The sequence below is a fragment of the Pseudomonas sp. LB3P25 genome (assembly GCF_054897985.1).
This window is the reverse complement of record NZ_CM142711.1, coordinates 6,015,109-6,032,109: the sequence shown is the minus strand read 5'-3', so window position 1 is coordinate 6,032,109 and position 17,001 is coordinate 6,015,109. Positions and strand designations below refer to the sequence as shown.

The following is a 17,001-nucleotide window of genomic DNA, read 5'->3' as shown; positions in this document are numbered from 1 at the left end:
GAAGCAGCCCCCAGCATTTCATTCGGAATACGCATTTACAGGGACGACTGCTGCGCAGCCGAACGGGGATAAATCCCCTCACCACAGAGCTCGCTCCCACAGGGGATTGGTGTTTTATTCGTACTGACTCAACAACCGTTCCATCCGCGCGCTGAGGCGGCGTTTGATTTCGGTTTCGATGTGCGGGGCGAAGTCGTCGATCACGTCTTGCATGATCAATTGCGCGGCGGCGCGCAGTTCGCCATCCAGGTGCAGCAGGTCGTCGGGCCCCTTGCTGGCGGTGGGCGCCGGTTGGGCGGCAGGGGCAGCGGGGGCGGGTGGCGCCGGTTCGAGGGTTGGCGGGCTGGCGCCGACTGTATCGAACAGCATCGGAATCTGTTCCTGGTCACCTTCCTCGACCGTATCGGTAAGCAAGGGCGGTTGCAGGTTGTCATCGCCGAGCAGTTGGCGGATCGACTCGAGGTCGTCCAGCAGGTGCGCGGACTTTTGTTGCGGTTTCGGAGTGTCCATCGGAATGCTCAGAGTCGCTGTAAACGGTGATCTTGCAGAGGATAGCCCTGTTCGCGGTAGAAACGGAAACTCTCCCGCGCAGCCGTACGAATCGTCGGATCTTCCACCACCACTTCCGCCACACGGGCGAACTGTTTGGCGAATACCGGAACTTTCAGGTCGAGATTGACCAGCAGATCCTGATGCGGACCGCAGTCCTCGCCAAGGCCCAACACAATCAAACCGTCGGGCTCATTTTCAGCTGGGCCGTGGGGCACGAAGCTTTCGCCCTTGAAGGCCCACAAACGCGCATCGAGATCGTCACGCTGGGCAGCATCGCTGCAATGCAGATAGATGCGGTGGCCCATGCGCCAGGCTTTTTCGGTGAGCTTGCAGGCAAAGTCCAGCCGCGCTGAAGGATCGGCGCTGGGCAGGATATAGAAGTCGACTTTGGTCATTGCGGTTCCTGAGCCAAGGGCGGCGTCACCCGGAAGTGACGCCGCCCAGGGTCATCGGTTTCAGGCTTTGGCGCGGTCCAGCAGGTATTGGGTCAGCAATGGAACCGGACGGCCAGTGGCGCCCTTGTCCTTGCCGCCGCTGGTCCAGGCCGTGCCGGCGATGTCCAGGTGCGCCCAGTTGAGGTCCTTGGTGAAGCGCGACAGGAAGCAGGCCGCGGTGATGGTGCCGGCTTTTGGGCCGCCGATGTTGGCGATGTCGGCGAACGGGCTGTCCAGCTGCTCTTGATACTCATCGAACAGCGGCAGTTGCCAGGCGCGATCGTCAGCCGATTGGCCGGCGCTCAGTAGTTGGCCGATCAACTCGTCGTTGTTGCCCAGCAGGCCCGACGTGTGGGAACCCAGCGCGACGACGCAAGCGCCGGTCAGGGTGGCGATGTCGATCACCGCTTGCGGCTTGAAGCGCTCGGAGTAGGTCAGGGCGTCGCACAGCACCAGACGGCCTTCGGCGTCGGTGTTGAGGATTTCCACGGTCTGGCCGCTCATGGTGGTGACGATGTCGCCAGGACGCGAAGCATTGCCGCTTGGCATGTTCTCGGCGCAGGCCAGGATGCACACCAGGTTGATCGGCAGTTTCAGCTCGAGCACGGCACGCAGGGTGCCGAATACGCTGGCAGCGCCGCCCATGTCGTACTTCATTTCATCCATGCCGGCGCCCGGTTTCAGGCTGATGCCGCCCGTGTCAAAGGTGATGCCTTTGCCGACCAGTGCATACGGCTTCTCGGATTTCTTGTCGCCGTTGTATTGCATGACGATCAGGCGCGGTGGCTGGGCGCTGCCCTGGCCGACGGCGTAGAACGAGCCCATGCCCAGGTCCTTGATCTTCTTCTCATCAAGGACTTCGACTTTCAGGCTTTTGAACTCCTTGCCGAGGTTCTTCGCCTGCTCACCGAGGAACGTCGGGTGGCAGATGTTCGGCGGCAGGTTACCCAGGTCGCGGGTGAACGCCATGCCGTTGGCGATGGCAGTGGCGTGGGCCACGGCGCGCTCGACTTCAGCCTGGGCAGCCTTGATGGTCACCAGAGTGACTTTCTTCAGGGTGCGAGGCTCGGCTTTCTGGCTCTTGAACTGGTCGAAGGTGTATTCACCGTCCACCAGGGTTTCGGCCAGCAGGCGGGTCTTGCCGTAGCTGTCGCGGCCCTTGACCACGACTTCGTCCAGGGCCAGCACCGCATCGCTGCCGCCCAGGCCTTTAAGGGTGTTGAGGATGCCGGCAATGATTTTACGGAACGGGCGGTCGCCCAGCTCTTCGTCTTTGCCCACGCCCACCAGCAACACGCGCTCGGCCTTGAGGTTCGGCAGGCTGTGCAGCAACAGACTCTGGCCGACTTTGCCGGCCAGGTCGCCGCGCTTGAGCACAGCGCTGATGGCGCCACCGCTCAGTTCGTCGAGTTGTTTGGCGATGGCGCCGAGCTTGCGGCCTTCGCCGACGGCGACTACCAGAGTGGCGGTTTTCAACGTTTCTGGGCTAACGCTTTTTACAACCAGTTCCATGTCCGGGTCCCTGAATTAATGGTCAACACGCAAGTGTTCGACGGCATGCGTTCGAGCTTGCTTATAAATAGAAAGACGCAGGTCACGGCCTGCGACAAAGGCCGCAGTTTGAACCTCGCTACCGGCGCCTGACAACCCTCGGTTGTACGATCTTCAACGCTTTAACCGCCTGCTTGAGCGTGCGCAGTGACAGGCGCGCTCAATCACAGGATAATGCGCATCTTTTTCGGCGGCTCTGCCCTTCGAGCCGGCTGATGCGTTTGCTTGTTTGGCCGCCTTAGCCTGACAACCCTGGAGTGTCTGGTTTGATCGTCTTCCGTTATCTATCCCGCGAAGTCCTGTTGACCTTGAGCGCCGTCAGCGCTGTGTTGCTGGTCATCATCATGAGCGGTCGTTTCATCAAATACCTCGCCCAGGCGGCCTCTGGCCTCCTGGATCCGGGCTCACTATTCCTGATCATGGGCTTTCGTCTGCCGGGTTTCCTGCAGTTGATTTTGCCTCTGGGCCTGTTTCTCGGCATCCTGCTGTCCTACGGCCGCCTGTACCTCGAAAGTGAAATGACCGTGCTGTCTGCCACCGGCATGAGCCAGCAGCGTCTGTTTGCCATGACCCTTTTCCCAGCCACCCTGGTCGCACTGGTGGTGGCGTGGCTGAGCCTGAGCCTGGCGCCACAAGGCGCCAATCAGTTCCAGTTGCTGCTGAACAAGCAGGATGCCCTGACCGAGTTCGACACCCTGGAGCCGGGTCGCTTCCAGGCCCTGCGTGACGGAACGCGGGTGACCTACACCGAAACGCTGTCGGACGACCGCATCAACCTTGGCGGCGTGTTCATTTCGCAGAAGAACGTCAATTCCGATAACAAGGATCGCGGGATTTCCGTGCTGGTGGCCGAGAAGGGCCGTCAGGAAATTCGCCCCGACGGTAACCGTTACCTGATTCTCGACAACGGCTATCGCTATGACGGCAATCCGGGCCAGGCCGACTACCGGGCGATCAAGTACGACGAGTACGGCGTATTGCTGCCCAAGCCGGACGTCAGCGATGAAGTGACCGACCGTGACGCGATGACCACCAGTTCCCTGATCGCCAGCGATGACATTCGCTCCCGCACCGAACTGCAATGGCGTCTATCCCTGCCATTGCTGGTCTTCATCGTGACCCTGATGGCGGTGCCGCTGTCGCGGGTCAATCCGCGTCAGGGCCGTTTCCTCAAGCTGCTGCCGGCGATTCTTCTTTATATGGCTTACCTGAGCATTCTGATTGCCGCTCGTGGCGCCCTTGAAAAGGGCAAGATTCCGCCTGTTCTGGGGTTGTGGTGGGTTCACGCGATCTTCCTGGCGATTGGCCTGGGCTTGCTCTATTGGGAGACCATGCAATTGAAAATGGCGAGTCGCCGCAGCGCGCTGGAGGTGGCTCGTGGTTAAGCTGGATCGCTACATTGGTAGCAGCGTGTTCGTGGCGATCCTCGCGGTACTGGGGATTATTCTGGGGCTGGCGACGCTGTTTGCGTTCATCGATGAGATGAGTGAGGTCAGCGATACCTACACCTTGATGGACGTGTTGAGCTACGTCTTGCTGACCGCGCCACGTCGGTTGTACGACATGTTGCCGATGGCGGCACTGATCGGTTGCCTGATCGGCCTCGGCAGCCTGGCCAGCCACAGCGAGCTGACCATCATGCGCGCTGCGGGCGTGTCAATCGGGCGAATCGTCTGGGCGGTCATGAAGCCAATGCTGATCCTGATGGCGGTGGGTGTGGTGATCGGCGAATATGTCGCGCCGGCCACCGAAGTCACCGCTCAGGCCAATCGCTCCCTGGCTCAGGGTGGCGGCGACGCGCAGAGCGCCAAGCATGGCTTGTGGCATCGCCAGGGTGATGAGTTCATTCACGTCAACTCGGTGCAACCCGACGGTCTGCTGTACGGCGTCACCCGTTATCGTTTCGACAATGAGCGTCATATGCTGTCTTCCAGCTTCGCCAAGCGGGCGAAGTTCGATCAGGATCACTGGCAATTGAGCGACGTCACCACCACGCTGTTCCATGAAAAGAGCACTGAAGTGGTCACCACCCCGGACGAGCGCTGGGATGTCGCCTTGAGTCCGCAGCTGTTGAATACGGTGGTCATGTCGCCCGAAACGCTGTCGATCAGCGGTCTGTGGGGCTACATCCACTACCTGGCTGACCAGGGTTTGAACAATGGGCGTTACTGGCTGGCATTTTGGGTCAAGGTGTTGCAGCCGCTGGTCACCGCCGCTCTGGTGCTGATGGCGATTTCCTTCATCTTCGGTCCATTGCGGTCGGTGACCCTCGGTCAGCGAGTGTTCACCGGCGTGCTTGTAGGCTTCACCTTCCGTATCGTTCAGGATTTGCTCGGTCCTTCGAGCCTGGTCTTCGGTTTTTCGCCGCTGTTTGCGGTACTGGTTCCGGCGGCTGTTTGTGCCTTGGCCGGGGTCTGGTTGTTGCGCCGGGCCGGTTGATCAAGGGTTTCTCCTGACCTTGCAGGTGACTCAAAACGCCCCTGTCGCAAGACCGGGGCGTTTTTGTATCCGCCGTCTGACCTGCGAACGTGACGCTTGCGCCGTGGATCAGGTACAATTCCCGGCTATTTTTCGGCGGGCTATGCCTGCAGCCTTTTTGAGTGTTGATCCGTGAGTGATTTGAGTCATATCCGCAATTTCTCCATCATCGCCCACATTGACCATGGCAAGTCGACGCTGGCCGATCGCTTCATCCAGATGTGTGGCGGCCTTGCCGAGCGCGAAATGGAGGCCCAGGTGCTGGACTCCATGGACCTGGAACGTGAACGCGGGATCACCATCAAGGCCCACAGCGTCACCCTGTATTACACGGCCAAAGACGGCATCAAGTACCAGCTGAACTTCATTGACACCCCGGGCCACGTCGACTTCACCTATGAAGTCAGCCGGTCGCTGGCGGCTTGTGAAGGTGCGTTGCTGGTGGTCGATGCCGGTCAGGGCGTTGAAGCACAGTCGGTTGCCAACTGCTACACCGCGATTGAGCAGGGCCTGGAAGTCATGCCGGTCCTGAACAAGATCGACCTGCCACAGGCCGATCCGGACCGCGTCAAAGAAGAAATCGAAAAAATCATCGGCATCGATGCCACTGATGCGGTCGAGTGCAGTGCCAAGACCGGTCTGGGCGTCGACGAAGTGCTCGAACGTCTGGTCAAGACCATTCCTGCGCCGACCGGCAACATCGAAGATCCGCTGCAAGCGTTGATCATCGACTCCTGGTTCGACAACTACCTGGGCGTTGTTTCCCTGGTACGCGTGCGCCACGGCTGTGTGAAGAAGGGCGACAAGATCCTCGTCAAGTCCACCGGCAAGATCCACCTCGTGGACAGCGTCGGTGTCTTCAACCCGAAACACACCGCCACTGTTGACCTGAAGGCCGGCGAAGTGGGCTTCATCATCGCCGGCATCAAGGACATTCACGGTGCACCGGTGGGTGACACCCTGACCTTGAGCTCCACGCCGGACGTCGACGTGTTGCCAGGTTTCAAACGCATTCAGCCGCAGGTTTACGCCGGTCTGTTCCCGGTCAGCTCCGACGACTTCGAAGATTTCCGTGAAGCCCTGCAAAAGCTCACGCTCAACGACTCGTCCCTGCAATACACCCCGGAAAGTTCCGACGCCCTGGGCTTCGGTTTCCGTTGCGGGTTCCTCGGCATGCTGCACATGGAAATCATCCAGGAGCGCCTGGAGCGCGAGTACGACCTGGACCTGATCACCACGGCGCCGACGGTTATTTTCGAGCTGTTGCTGAAAACCGGTGAGACGATTTACGTCGATAACCCGTCGAAGCTTCCAGACCTGTCCTCGATTGAAGACATGCGCGAACCGATCGTGCGGGCCAATATTCTTGTGCCGCAAGAGCACTTGGGCAACGTCATTACCCTGTGTATCGAGAAGCGTGGCGTACAGCACGACATGCTGTTCCTCGGTACTCAGGTTCAAGTGACCTACGATTTGCCGATGAACGAAGTGGTCCTGGACTTCTTCGACCGTCTGAAATCCACCAGCCGTGGCTATGCTTCGCTGGATTACCATTTCGATCGTTATCAATCGGCTAATCTGGTGAAACTGGACGTGTTGATCAACGGTGACAAAGTCGACGCCCTGGCGCTGATCGTGCACCGTGACAATGCGCACTACAAAGGTCGCCAGTTGACCGAGAAGATGAAAGAACTGATTCCACGTCAGATGTTCGACGTCGCGATCCAGGCCGCCATTGGCGGGCAGATTATTGCGCGGACCTCTGTCAAGGCGCTCAGAAAGAACGTATTGGCCAAATGCTACGGCGGTGACGTTAGCCGTAAGCGCAAGCTGTTGGAAAAGCAAAAGGCCGGTAAGAAACGCATGAAGCAAGTCGGTAACGTGGAAATTCCACAAGAAGCCTTCCTTGCAGTGCTCAGGTTGGATAGTTAGGTCCTATGTCACTAAATTTCCCGCTGTTGCTGGTCATCGCCGTGTTCGTTTGCGGCCTGTTGGCGTTGCTCGATCTGCTTTTCCTGGCGCCGCGTCGGCGTGCCGCCATTGCCTCCTATCAGGGCAGCGTCAGCCAGCCTGATGGGGTGGTGGTCGAGAAACTGAACAAAGAGCCGCTGCTGGTTGAATACGGCAAGTCGTTCTTCCCGGTGTTGTTCATCGTGCTGGTACTGCGTTCGTTCCTGGTGGAACCGTTCCAGATCCCTTCCGGCTCGATGAAACCGACCCTGGACGTTGGCGACTTCATTCTGGTGAACAAGTTTTCTTACGGGATCCGCTTGCCGGTGATCGAAAAGAAAGTCATCGAAGTCGGTGATCCGCAGCGCGGCGATGTGATGGTGTTCCGCTACCCGAGCGATCCGAACGTCAACTACATTAAACGTGTGGTGGGCCTGCCGGGTGACCAGATTCGTTACACCGCCGACAAGCGTCTGTTCGTCAACGGTGAGTCGATTGCCGAACAACTGGTTGGCTCCGAGCCGGGCACGTTGGGCAGCGCTGAGCTCTATAAGGAAAAACTCGGCGTCGCCGAGCACCTGATCCGCAAGGAAATGAGCCGTTACCGCGCAACGCCAGACCATTCGTGGACCGTGCCTGCCGGGCACTTTTTCATGATGGGCGACAACCGCGACAACTCGAATGACAGTCGCTACTGGGATGATCCGAGCATTCCCAAGGATCTGCTGGGCATGGTTCCCGACAAGAATATCGTCGGCAAGGCCTTCGCAGTCTGGATGAGCTGGCCGGAACCTAAACTCAGTCACCTGCCGAATTTCTCGCGGGTTGGCCTGATCAAGTAATCACACACGGCGCTGTTGAACACAGCGCCGAATGCATTTCTGGAACCGACACATTCGGGGCCGGAAGCATGAAGCCAACGATATTCAGGACGTTATTTTTGAACACAGCGTTAATTGTCCCAAGCCTGCGTCGTATCACGGCGATGGCGGTGGAATCCAACCACGAACTCAGCGTGGGTAAACCGTGAGCGTCTCCTTAAGCCGTCTCGAGCGTCAGCTCGGCTACACCTTCAAGGATCAGGAGCTGATGGTCCTGGCCCTGACTCACCGCAGTTTTGCCGGGCGTAACAACGAGCGCCTGGAATTCCTCGGTGATGCCATCCTTAACTTCGTCGCTGGCGAGGCGCTGTTCGATCGCTTCCCGCTGGCCCGCGAAGGCCAGTTGTCGCGATTGCGCGCACGCCTGGTGAAAGGTGAGACCCTGGCCGTACTGGCTCGCGGTTTCGATCTTGGCGAATACCTGCGCCTGGGTTCCGGTGAATTGAAAAGCGGCGGTTTCCGTCGCGAGTCGATTCTGGCCGATGCCCTTGAAGCGCTGATTGGTGCGATCTACCTGGACGCCGGCATGGATATGGCACGCGAGCGCGTACTGGCCTGGCTGGCCGGGGAGTTCGAAGGCCTGACACTGGTCGACACCAACAAAGATCCAAAAACCCGCCTGCAAGAGTTCCTGCAGTCGCGTGGTTGTGAACTGCCGCGTTACGAAGTGGTGGATATCCAGGGTGAGCCGCATTGCCGGACGTTCTTCGTCGAATGTGAAATCACCTTACTGAATGAAAAAAGCCGAGGTCAGGGTGTGAGCCGTCGTATTGCCGAACAGGTAGCGGCCGCTGCAGCACTGATTGCCCTGGGCGTGGAGAATGGCCATGACTGATTCAACTGCAACTCGCTGTGGCTATGTCGCCATCGTCGGCCGTCCCAACGTGGGCAAGTCCACGCTGCTGAACCACATCCTCGGTCAGAAGCTGGCGATCACCTCGCGCAAGCCTCAGACCACTCGCCACAACATGCTTGGCATCAAGACCGAAGGCACCGTGCAGGCGATCTACGTCGACACCCCCGGCATGCACAAAGGTGGCGAGAAAGCCCTGAACCGCTACATGAACAAGACCGCTTCGGCGGCGTTGAAAGACGTCGACGTGGTGATCTTCGTGGTTGACCGCACCAAGTGGACCGACGAAGACCAGATGGTGCTCGAGCGCGTTCAATACGTGACCGGCCCGCTGATTGTGGCGCTGAACAAGACCGATCGCATCGAAGACAAAGCCGAGCTGATGCCGCACCTGACCTGGTTGCAGGAGCAGCTGCCGAACGCGCAGATCATGCCGATCTCGGCCCAGCACGGGCACAACCTCGACGTACTGGAGCGAGTGATCGCCGAGCACCTGCCGGAAAACGATCACTTCTTCCCGGAAGACCAGATCACCGACCGCAGCAGCCGCTTCCTCGCCGCTGAACTGGTGCGCGAGAAAATCATGCGTCAGCTGGGCGCCGAGCTGCCGTACCAGATCACCGTCGAAATCGAAGAGTTCAAGCAGCAGGGCAAAACCCTGCACATCCATGCCTTGATCCTCGTCGAGCGCGACGGCCAGAAGAAAATCATCATTGGCGACAAGGGCGAGCGCATTAAGCGCATCGGCACCGAGGCGCGCAAGGACATGGAATTGCTGTTCGACTCCAAGATCATGCTCAACCTTTGGGTCAAGGTGAAAGGCGGCTGGTCCGATGACGAACGCGCCTTGCGTTCGCTGGGTTACGGCGACCTGTAAGTCTCGGTTTCTGATACACCAGAGAAACCCTGTGGGAGCGAGCCTGCTCGCGAAGAGGATGTAACATTCAGCATTGATGTTGACTGTCACACCGCTTTCGCGAGCAGGCTCGCTCCCACATTGGTTTTGGGTAGTTTATAAAGCTGTGCTCGTTCATTGAGAGCTCTGACTTCCATGTCGCAAACCCCTCCTGTCGGCCAACCCGCCTACGTGCTCCACTCCCGCGCCTACCGCGAAAACAGCGCTTTGGTGGATTTCCTCACGCCGCAAGGTCGGTTGCGGGCGGTGTTGCGCAGTGCTCGGGGCAAGGCCGGAACGCTGGCGCGGCCATTCGTGCCGCTGGAAGTCGAGTTCCGTGGCCGTGGTGAGCTGAAAAATGTCGGTCGCATGGAAAGCGCCGGTGTTTCAACTTGGCTCATTGGTGAAGCGCTGTTCAGTGGTCTTTACCTCAATGAACTGTTGATTCGGCTGCTGCCGTCTGAAGACCCGCATCCCGCTGTGTTTGGCCACTACGCCGCGACCCTGCTTGCGCTTGCTGAAGGTCGTCCGCTGGAACCGTTGCTGCGTTCCTTTGAATGGCGACTGCTTGACGATTTGGGTTACGGCTTCGCCCTGACCACCGACATTCATGGCGATCCCATTGCGCTGGACGGTCTCTACCGTTTGCAAGTGGATGCGGGGCTCGAACGGGTCTACCTGCTGCAACCCGGTCTGTTCAATGGCACGGAGCTGTTGGCCATGGCTGACGCCGACTGGACCGCGCCCGGCGCTCTGTCCGCGGCCAAACGCTTGATGCGCCAGGCACTGGCTGTTCATCTGGGCGGTCGTCCCTTGGTCAGTCGCGAGTTGTTTCGCAAGCCCTGATCACCCCGTATGCTGTGCACCGAACTTTCCCTTCTTCAGGAGCGCTTCCGTGACCACCAGCAATCGCATTCTTCTTGGCGTGAACATCGACCACGTTGCCACCCTGCGTCAGGCCCGGGGCACGCGCTATCCGGATCCGGTCAAGGCAGCACTGGACGCGGAAGAGGCGGGCGCTGACGGCATCACCGTGCACCTGCGCGAAGACCGTCGGCACATTCAGGAACGCGACGTGTTGCTGCTCAAGGATGTGCTGCAAACCCGCATGAACTTCGAAATGGGCGTCACCGAAGAGATGATGGCGTTCGCCGAGCGCATTCGTCCGGCGCACATTTGCCTGGTGCCGGAAACCCGTCAGGAGCTGACGACCGAGGGTGGTCTGGACGTGGCGGGTCAGGAAGCACGGATTAAAGCAGCGGTGGATCGCCTGTCAAAGATCGGCTGTGAAGTGTCGCTGTTCATTGATGCTGACGAGCGGCAGATCGAAGCGTCCCGTCGTGTCGGAGCACCCGCCATCGAGCTGCATACCGGTCGTTACGCCGATGCCGAGACGCCGACCGAAGTGGCTGAAGAGCTCAAGCGTGTGGCGGATGGTGTGGCGTTTGGTCTGGCTCAAGGTTTGATCGTCAACGCTGGCCACGGTCTGCACTATCACAATGTCGAAGCGGTCGCGGCGATCAAGGGCATCAACGAACTGAACATCGGCCATGCGCTGGTGGCTCATGCGTTGTTTGTCGGGTTCAAGTCGGCGGTGTCGGAGATGAAGGCGCTGATCCTGGCCGCCGCAAAAGCCTAAAAACCAAACACAAAACATTGTGGGAGCGAGCCTGCTCGCGAATGCGGTGTATCAGTCAAAATTTATGTCGACTGACACACCGCATTCGCGAGCAGGCTCGCTCCCACATTTGATTTCGGTTGCCTGGACTAAAGCGGTGGGGTTTCCAGATTCGGCTTGGTCTTGTCGACCCCCGGCACATGCAGGTTGCCCTCGGCGACCTGATTGCCTTCCAGCTGCGGCTGCGTCACCCACGTCAGGATGTCGTAGTAGCGGCGGATGTTCGCCACGAAGTGAACGGGTTCGCCGCCACGGGCGTAGCCGTAACGGGTTTTGCTGAACCACTTCTTCTCGGACAGGCGCGGCAGGATCTTTTTCACGTCCAGCCACTTGTCCGGGTTCAGTCCTTCCTTGGCCGCCAGTTTGCGCGCGTCATCCAGATGACCGCTGCCAACGTTGTAGGCCGCCAGTGCAAACCATGTGCGATCCGGCTCCTGGATCGACTCATCCAGCTGATCCTTCATGTAGGCCAGGTACTTGGCGCCGCCCATGATGCTTTGTTTGGGGTCCAGTCGATTGGACACACCCATGGCCTGCGCAGTGTTCTGGGTCAGCATCATCAGGCCGCGCACGCCGGTCTTCGAGGTGACGGCCGGTTGCCAGAGGGATTCCTGATAACCGATCGCCGCCAGCAGGCGCCAGTCGACCTGCTCTTTCTTGGCGTAGGCCTTGAAGTGTTGCTCGTACTTGGGCAGCCGTTGCTGCAAGTGTTGCGCGAAGGTGGTGGCGCCCATGTAGCCGAGTACATCGACGTGCCCGTAATAACGGTCTTTCAGCCGTTGCAGGGTGCCGTTCTTCTTCACCTTGTCGAGGTAAGCGTTGATCTCGTTGAGCAGGCTATTGTCATCGCCGGCCGCCACGGCCCAGCTCTGGTTGCTGGCGTCACCCAAGTCAAAGGCGACCCGAATGTTGGTGAAGTAGACCTGGTTCATCGCCACTTCGTTGGAGTCGACCAACGTCAGATCAATCTGACCCTCATCCACCATGCGCAGCAGATCGACGACTTCAACCGCGTCGGACTCTTCGTATTCAATGCCGGGATTTTTCTTTTTCAGCTCCGCCAATTGCTCGGCGTGGGTGCTGCCCTTGAGCACCATGATCTTCTTGCCCACCAGATCCTTCGCGTCGGTCGGCCGCGATTGGCCGTTGCGATAGATGATCTGCGGGGTGACTTCGAGATAGGAGTGGGAAAACCGCACCTGCTGTTTGCGTTTCTCGCTGCTGACCAGGCCGGCAGCAGCCAGCACCGGGCCGTTGGGTTTGCCCACCTGATCAAACAGGTCGTCGAGGTTGTCGGCGGTTTCGATTTTGAGTTCCACCCCCAGATCGTCGGCGAAGCGCTTCACCAGCTCGTATTCGAAGCCGGTTTCACCGTTGCGATCCTGAAAGTAGGTGGCGGGGCTGTTACGGGTAACCACCCGCAGCACGCCATCCTCCTTTACGCGCTCCAGCGTGTTGGGTTTATCAACACAGCCACTGAGCATCAGGAAGAGTCCGGTTGCGATCAGCCATTTGGCGTACCGCGGACGCAAAGCCGTTGGGGAAAACATTTGCGCAGTATACGCAAAGGACCACGAGCGCCATATCTCGACAGCGAAGGGCTTGTCTGCTAGGCAACTTAAAACCGCTCCGGAGCCCGCAGGAATGGGCCTGGGCAGCATTTTGTGACAGAAAAAATAACGCTCGGCGCGCACCTGTTTGATGTCCGAACACCCGGCCCGACGCCCGGGTGCAGCCGCCCGTACCGTTTCGGGTGATGTCGCGGTCTGTTTAGGCTAGAATGCACGGCCTCAAAGCACACCCCTTCCCGAGGCTGTCCCGAAGATGTTGATCCTGCGCGGCGCTCCTGCCCTTTCTGCCTTTCGCCACAGCAAACTCCTTGAGCAACTGAGCCAGAAGGTCCCGGCTGTCAGCGGCTTGTATGCTGAATTCGCTCACTTCGCCGAAGTTACCGGCGTCCTGACCGGCGACGAACAGCAGGTGCTCGCGCGCCTTCTGAAGTACGGCCCAAGTGTCCCGGTACAAGAGCCGACCGGTCGTCTGTTCCTGGTCTTGCCGCGGTTCGGCACCATCTCGCCATGGTCCAGTAAAGCCAGCGACATCGCTCGCAACTGCGGCCTGAGCAAAATCCAGCGCCTGGAGCGCGGCATCGCGTTCTACGTCGCCGGCCAGTTCAGCGACACCGAGGCTCAGTTGATCTCGGACGCACTGCACGACCGCATGACCCAAATCGTCCTCGGCAACCTTGAACAAGCCGCTGGTTTGTTCAGCCACGCCGAACCGAAGCCGCTGACCGCGATCGACGTCTTGGGTGGCGGCCGCGCCGCGCTGGAAAAAGCCAATACCGAGCTGGGCCTGGCCCTGGCCGAAGACGAAATCGACTACCTGGTCAACGCTTTCGTCGGCTTGAAGCGCAACCCGCACGACATCGAACTGATGATGTTCGCCCAGGCGAACTCCGAGCACTGCCGTCACAAGATCTTCAACGCCAGTTGGGACATCGACGGTCAGAGTCAGGAAAAAAGCCTGTTCGGCATGATCAAGAACACCTACGTGATGCACAGCGAAGGCGTTCTGTCGGCTTATAAGGACAACGCTTCGGTGATCGTCGGCAACGTCGCCGGCCGTTTCTTCCCGGACCCTGAAACCCGCCAGTACGGTGCGGTGCAGGAACCGGTGCACATCCTGATGAAAGTCGAAACGCACAACCACCCGACCGCGATTGCCCCGTTCCCGGGCGCGTCCACCGGTTCCGGCGGCGAGATCCGCGACGAAGGCGCGACCGGTCGCGGTGCCAAGCCAAAGGCTGGCCTGACTGGCTTCACCGTGTCCAACCTGCAAATCCCGGGCTTCGAACAGCCGTGGGAAGTGCCGTACGGCAAGCCTGAGCGCATCGTTACCGCGCTGGACATCATGATCGAAGGCCCACTGGGTGGTGCCGCGTTCAACAACGAATTCGGTCGTCCGGCCCTGACCGGTTACTTCCGTACCTTCGAACAGTCGATCACCACCCCGCGTGGCGACGAAGTTCGCGGTTACCACAAGCCGATCATGCTGGCTGGCGGCATGGGTAACATCCGTGCCGAACACGTACAGAAAGGCGAGATCACCGTTGGCTCCAAGCTGATCGTGCTCGGCGGCCCGGCGATGTTGATCGGTCTGGGCGGCGGCGCGGCTTCCTCCATGGCCACCGGCACCAGCTCGGCCGACCTGGACTTCGCTTCCGTACAGCGCGAAAACCCGGAAATGGAACGTCGCTGCCAGGAAGTCATCGACCGTTGCTGGCAGTTGGGTGAGCACAACCCGATCAGCTTTATCCACGACGTCGGCGCGGGCGGTCTGTCCAACGCCTTCCCGGAACTGGTCAACGATGGCAACCGTGGCGGTCGCTTCGAACTGCGCAACATTCCAAACGACGAGCCGGGCATGGCCCCGCACGAAATCTGGAGTAACGAATCCCAGGAACGCTACGTTCTGGCCGTTGGCCCGGCGGACTTCGAACGCTTCCAGGCGATCTGCGAACGTGAGCGTTGCCCGTTCGCCGTGGTCGGCGAAGCCACTGCCGAGCCGCAACTGACGGTCACCGACAGTCACTTCGGCAACAGCCCGGTGGACATGCCACTGGAAGTGCTGCTGGGCAAAGCCCCGCGCATGCACCGTTCGGCCGTTCGCGAAAACGAGTTGGGCGACGATTTCGATCCAAGCACGCTGGAGATTGCAGACTGCGTCGAGCGCGTTCTGCATCACCCGGCCGTGGCCAGCAAAAGCTTCCTGATCACCATCGGCGACCGCACCATCACCGGCCTCGTGGCCCGTGATCAGATGGTCGGCCCGTGGCAGGTTCCGGTGGCCGACGTTGCCGTCACCGCCACCAGCTTCGACGTGTACACCGGTGAAGCCATGGCCATGGGCGAGCGTACTCCGCTGGCACTGCTGGACGCTCCGGCGTCGGGCCGTATGGCCATCGGCGAAACCCTGACCAACATCGCCGCTTCGCGCATCAACAAAATCTCCGACATCAAACTGTCGGCCAACTGGATGTCCGCTGCCGGTCACCCGGGTGAAGACGCGCGTCTGTACGACACCGTGAAAGCGGTCGGCATGGAACTGTGCCCTGAGCTGGGCATCACCATTCCGGTGGGCAAGGACTCCATGTCCATGGCCACGCGCTGGAACGACGAAGGCGTCGACAAGACCGTCACCTCGCCGATGTCCCTGATCGTGACCGGTTTCGCGCCTGTGGCTGACATCCGTCAGACCCTGACGCCGGAACTGCGCATGGACAAGGGCACCACTGACCTGATCCTGATCGATCTGGGCCGTGGCCAGAACCGCATGGGCGCCTCGATCCTCGCCCAGGTTCACGGCAAGCTCGGCTCGCAAGCGCCGGACGTTGACGATTCCGAAGACCTCAAAGCCTTCTTCGCGGTGATCCAGGGCCTCAACGCCGACGGTCACCTGCTGGCTTACCACGACCGTTCCGACGGTGGTCTGCTGACCAGCGTGGTGGAAATGGCGTTCGCCGGTCACTGCGGTCTGAGCCTGAACCTCGACGGTCTGGCAGAAACTTCTGCCGACATCGCCGCGATCCTGTTCAACGAAGAACTGGGCGCCGTGATCCAGGTTCGCCAGGACGCGACACCGGACATCCTCGCGCAGTTCAGCGCTGCTGGCTTGGGCGAGTGCGTGTCGGTGATCGGTCAGCCGATGAACAACGGCCAGATCAACATCACCTTCAACGGCGAAACCGTATTCGAAGGTCAGCGTCGTCTGCTGCAACGTCAGTGGGCTGAAACCAGCTACCAGATCCAGCGTCTGCGTGATAACGCCGACTGCGCCGAACAAGAGTTCGACGTGCTGCTGCAAGAAGACAACCCGGGCCTGAGCGTCAAGCTCAGCTACGACGTCAACCAGGACGTCGCCGCGCCTTACATCAAGAAAGGCATCCGCCCACAAGTTGCCGTGCTGCGTGAGCAGGGCGTCAACGGTCAGGTGGAAATGGCGGCCGCGTTCGACCGCGCCGGTTTCAACGCGATCGACGTGCACATGAGCGACATTCTGGCCGGCCGTGTCGACCTGAACGAGTTCAAAGGTCTGGTCGCTTGCGGCGGTTTCTCCTACGGCGACGTACTGGGTGCCGGCGAAGGCTGGGCCAAGTCCGCGCTGTTCAACAGCCGTGCTCGCGATGCGTTCCAGGGTTTCTTCGAACGTAACGACAGCTTCACCCTCGGCGTGTGCAACGGTTGCCAGATGATGTCCAACCTGCACGAGCTGATCCCGGGCAGCGAGTTCTGGCCACACTTCGTGCGTAACCGTTCCGAGCAGTTCGAAGCGCGCGTGGCGATGGTTCAGGTTCAGGAATCGAACTCGATCTTCCTGCAAGGCATGGCCGGTTCGCGTATGCCGATCGCCATTGCTCACGGTGAAGGTCATGCCGAGTTCGCCAGCGAAGAAGCGTTGCTGGAAGCCGATCTGTCGGGTTGTGTGGCGATGCGTTTTGTCGACAACCACGGCAAGGTCACCGAAAACTACCCGGCCAACCCGAACGGCTCGCCGCGCGGGATCACCGGTTTGACCAGCCGTGACGGTCGCGTAACGATCATGATGCCTCACCCGGAGCGTGTGTTCCGCGCGGTGCAAAACTCGTGGCGTTCGGAAGACTGGAACGAAGACGCACCTTGGATGCGTATGTTCCGTAATGCTCGGGTCTGGGTAAACTAAGAGCGGGT

13 protein-coding genes are annotated in these 17,001 nt (G+C 59.9%); 9 read left to right on the top strand and 4 right to left on the bottom strand.

The window, feature by feature from the left end:
- Nucleotides 1-114: 114 nt before the first annotated feature.
- From ACYZTW_RS27735 to ACYZTW_RS27725, 3 genes are read right to left on the bottom strand one after another with little or no spacing between them, the layout of a single operon-like run.
- Complete coding sequence (locus ACYZTW_RS27735) at nucleotides 115-510, bottom strand: DNA polymerase III subunit chi (protein ID WP_462002613.1); 396 nt, start codon at nucleotides 508-510, stop codon at nucleotides 115-117.
- A gap of 8 nt (nucleotides 511-518) precedes the next feature.
- Complete coding sequence (locus ACYZTW_RS27730) at nucleotides 519-947, bottom strand: DNA polymerase III subunit chi (protein ID WP_462002612.1); 429 nt, start codon at nucleotides 945-947, stop codon at nucleotides 519-521.
- A 60-nt stretch (nucleotides 948-1,007) separates the two neighbouring features.
- Nucleotides 1,008-2,498: a leucyl aminopeptidase gene (locus tag ACYZTW_RS27725; RefSeq protein WP_462002611.1), complete on the bottom strand. Its 1,491-nt coding sequence runs from the start codon at nucleotides 2,496-2,498 to the stop codon at nucleotides 1,008-1,010.
- Between the two features lie 305 nt (nucleotides 2,499-2,803).
- Between ACYZTW_RS27725 and lptF the strand changes: the two genes are divergently transcribed.
- The 8 genes from lptF to pdxJ all read left to right on the top strand — a co-directional run bounded on the left by lptF (nucleotide 2,804) and on the right by pdxJ (nucleotide 11,233).
- On the top strand, nucleotides 2,804-3,922 hold the full coding sequence (lptF, locus tag ACYZTW_RS27720) for an LPS export ABC transporter permease LptF (RefSeq protein ID WP_462002610.1): 1,119 nt from the start codon (nucleotides 2,804-2,806) through the stop codon (nucleotides 3,920-3,922).
- A complete protein-coding gene (gene lptG, locus ACYZTW_RS27715; RefSeq protein ID WP_462002609.1) occupies nucleotides 3,915-4,976 on the top strand; it encodes an LPS export ABC transporter permease LptG in 1,062 nt (353 codons plus the stop codon). Before lptF ends, lptG begins: the two co-directional genes overlap by 8 nt.
- A 171-nt stretch (nucleotides 4,977-5,147) precedes the next feature.
- The gene (gene lepA / locus ACYZTW_RS27710; protein WP_462002608.1) at nucleotides 5,148-6,947 is read left to right on the top strand and encodes a translation elongation factor 4; all 1,800 of its coding nucleotides are present in this window, start codon (nucleotides 5,148-5,150) and stop codon (nucleotides 6,945-6,947) included.
- A 5-nt stretch (nucleotides 6,948-6,952) separates the two neighbouring features.
- On the top strand, nucleotides 6,953-7,807 hold the full coding sequence (lepB, locus tag ACYZTW_RS27705) for a signal peptidase I (RefSeq protein WP_462002607.1): 855 nt from the start codon (nucleotides 6,953-6,955) through the stop codon (nucleotides 7,805-7,807).
- Between the two features lie 184 nt (nucleotides 7,808-7,991).
- The gene (gene rnc, locus ACYZTW_RS27700) at nucleotides 7,992-8,681 is read left to right on the top strand and encodes a ribonuclease III (protein WP_033053426.1); all 690 of its coding nucleotides are present in this window, start codon (nucleotides 7,992-7,994) and stop codon (nucleotides 8,679-8,681) included.
- Nucleotides 8,674-9,576 carry a GTPase Era gene (gene era, locus ACYZTW_RS27695; protein WP_462002606.1) on the top strand — a complete coding sequence of 301 codons (903 nt, stop codon included), beginning with the start codon at nucleotides 8,674-8,676 and terminating at the stop codon, nucleotides 9,574-9,576. Before rnc ends, era begins: the two co-directional genes overlap by 8 nt.
- Nucleotides 9,577-9,750: 174 nt before the next feature.
- Nucleotides 9,751-10,440 carry a DNA repair protein RecO gene (gene recO, locus ACYZTW_RS27690; RefSeq protein ID WP_462002605.1) on the top strand — a complete coding sequence of 230 codons (690 nt, stop codon included), beginning with the start codon at nucleotides 9,751-9,753 and terminating at the stop codon, nucleotides 10,438-10,440.
- Between the two features lie 49 nt (nucleotides 10,441-10,489).
- The gene (gene pdxJ, locus ACYZTW_RS27685; protein ID WP_076029866.1) at nucleotides 10,490-11,233 is read left to right on the top strand and encodes a pyridoxine 5'-phosphate synthase; all 744 of its coding nucleotides are present in this window, start codon (nucleotides 10,490-10,492) and stop codon (nucleotides 11,231-11,233) included.
- Nucleotides 11,234-11,361: 128 nt separating this feature from the next.
- Here pdxJ and mltF read toward each other — a convergent pair whose 3' ends face one another.
- Entirely contained in the window at nucleotides 11,362-12,822 is a 1,461-nt protein-coding gene (mltF, locus tag ACYZTW_RS27680) for a membrane-bound lytic murein transglycosylase MltF (protein ID WP_462002604.1), read from the bottom strand.
- Between the two features lie 274 nt (nucleotides 12,823-13,096).
- On the opposite strand from mltF, the gene purL reads away from it, so the two are divergent.
- A complete protein-coding gene (gene purL / locus ACYZTW_RS27675; RefSeq protein ID WP_462002603.1) occupies nucleotides 13,097-16,993 on the top strand; it encodes a phosphoribosylformylglycinamidine synthase in 3,897 nt (1,298 codons plus the stop codon).
- Nucleotides 16,994-17,001: the final 8 nt, after the last annotated feature.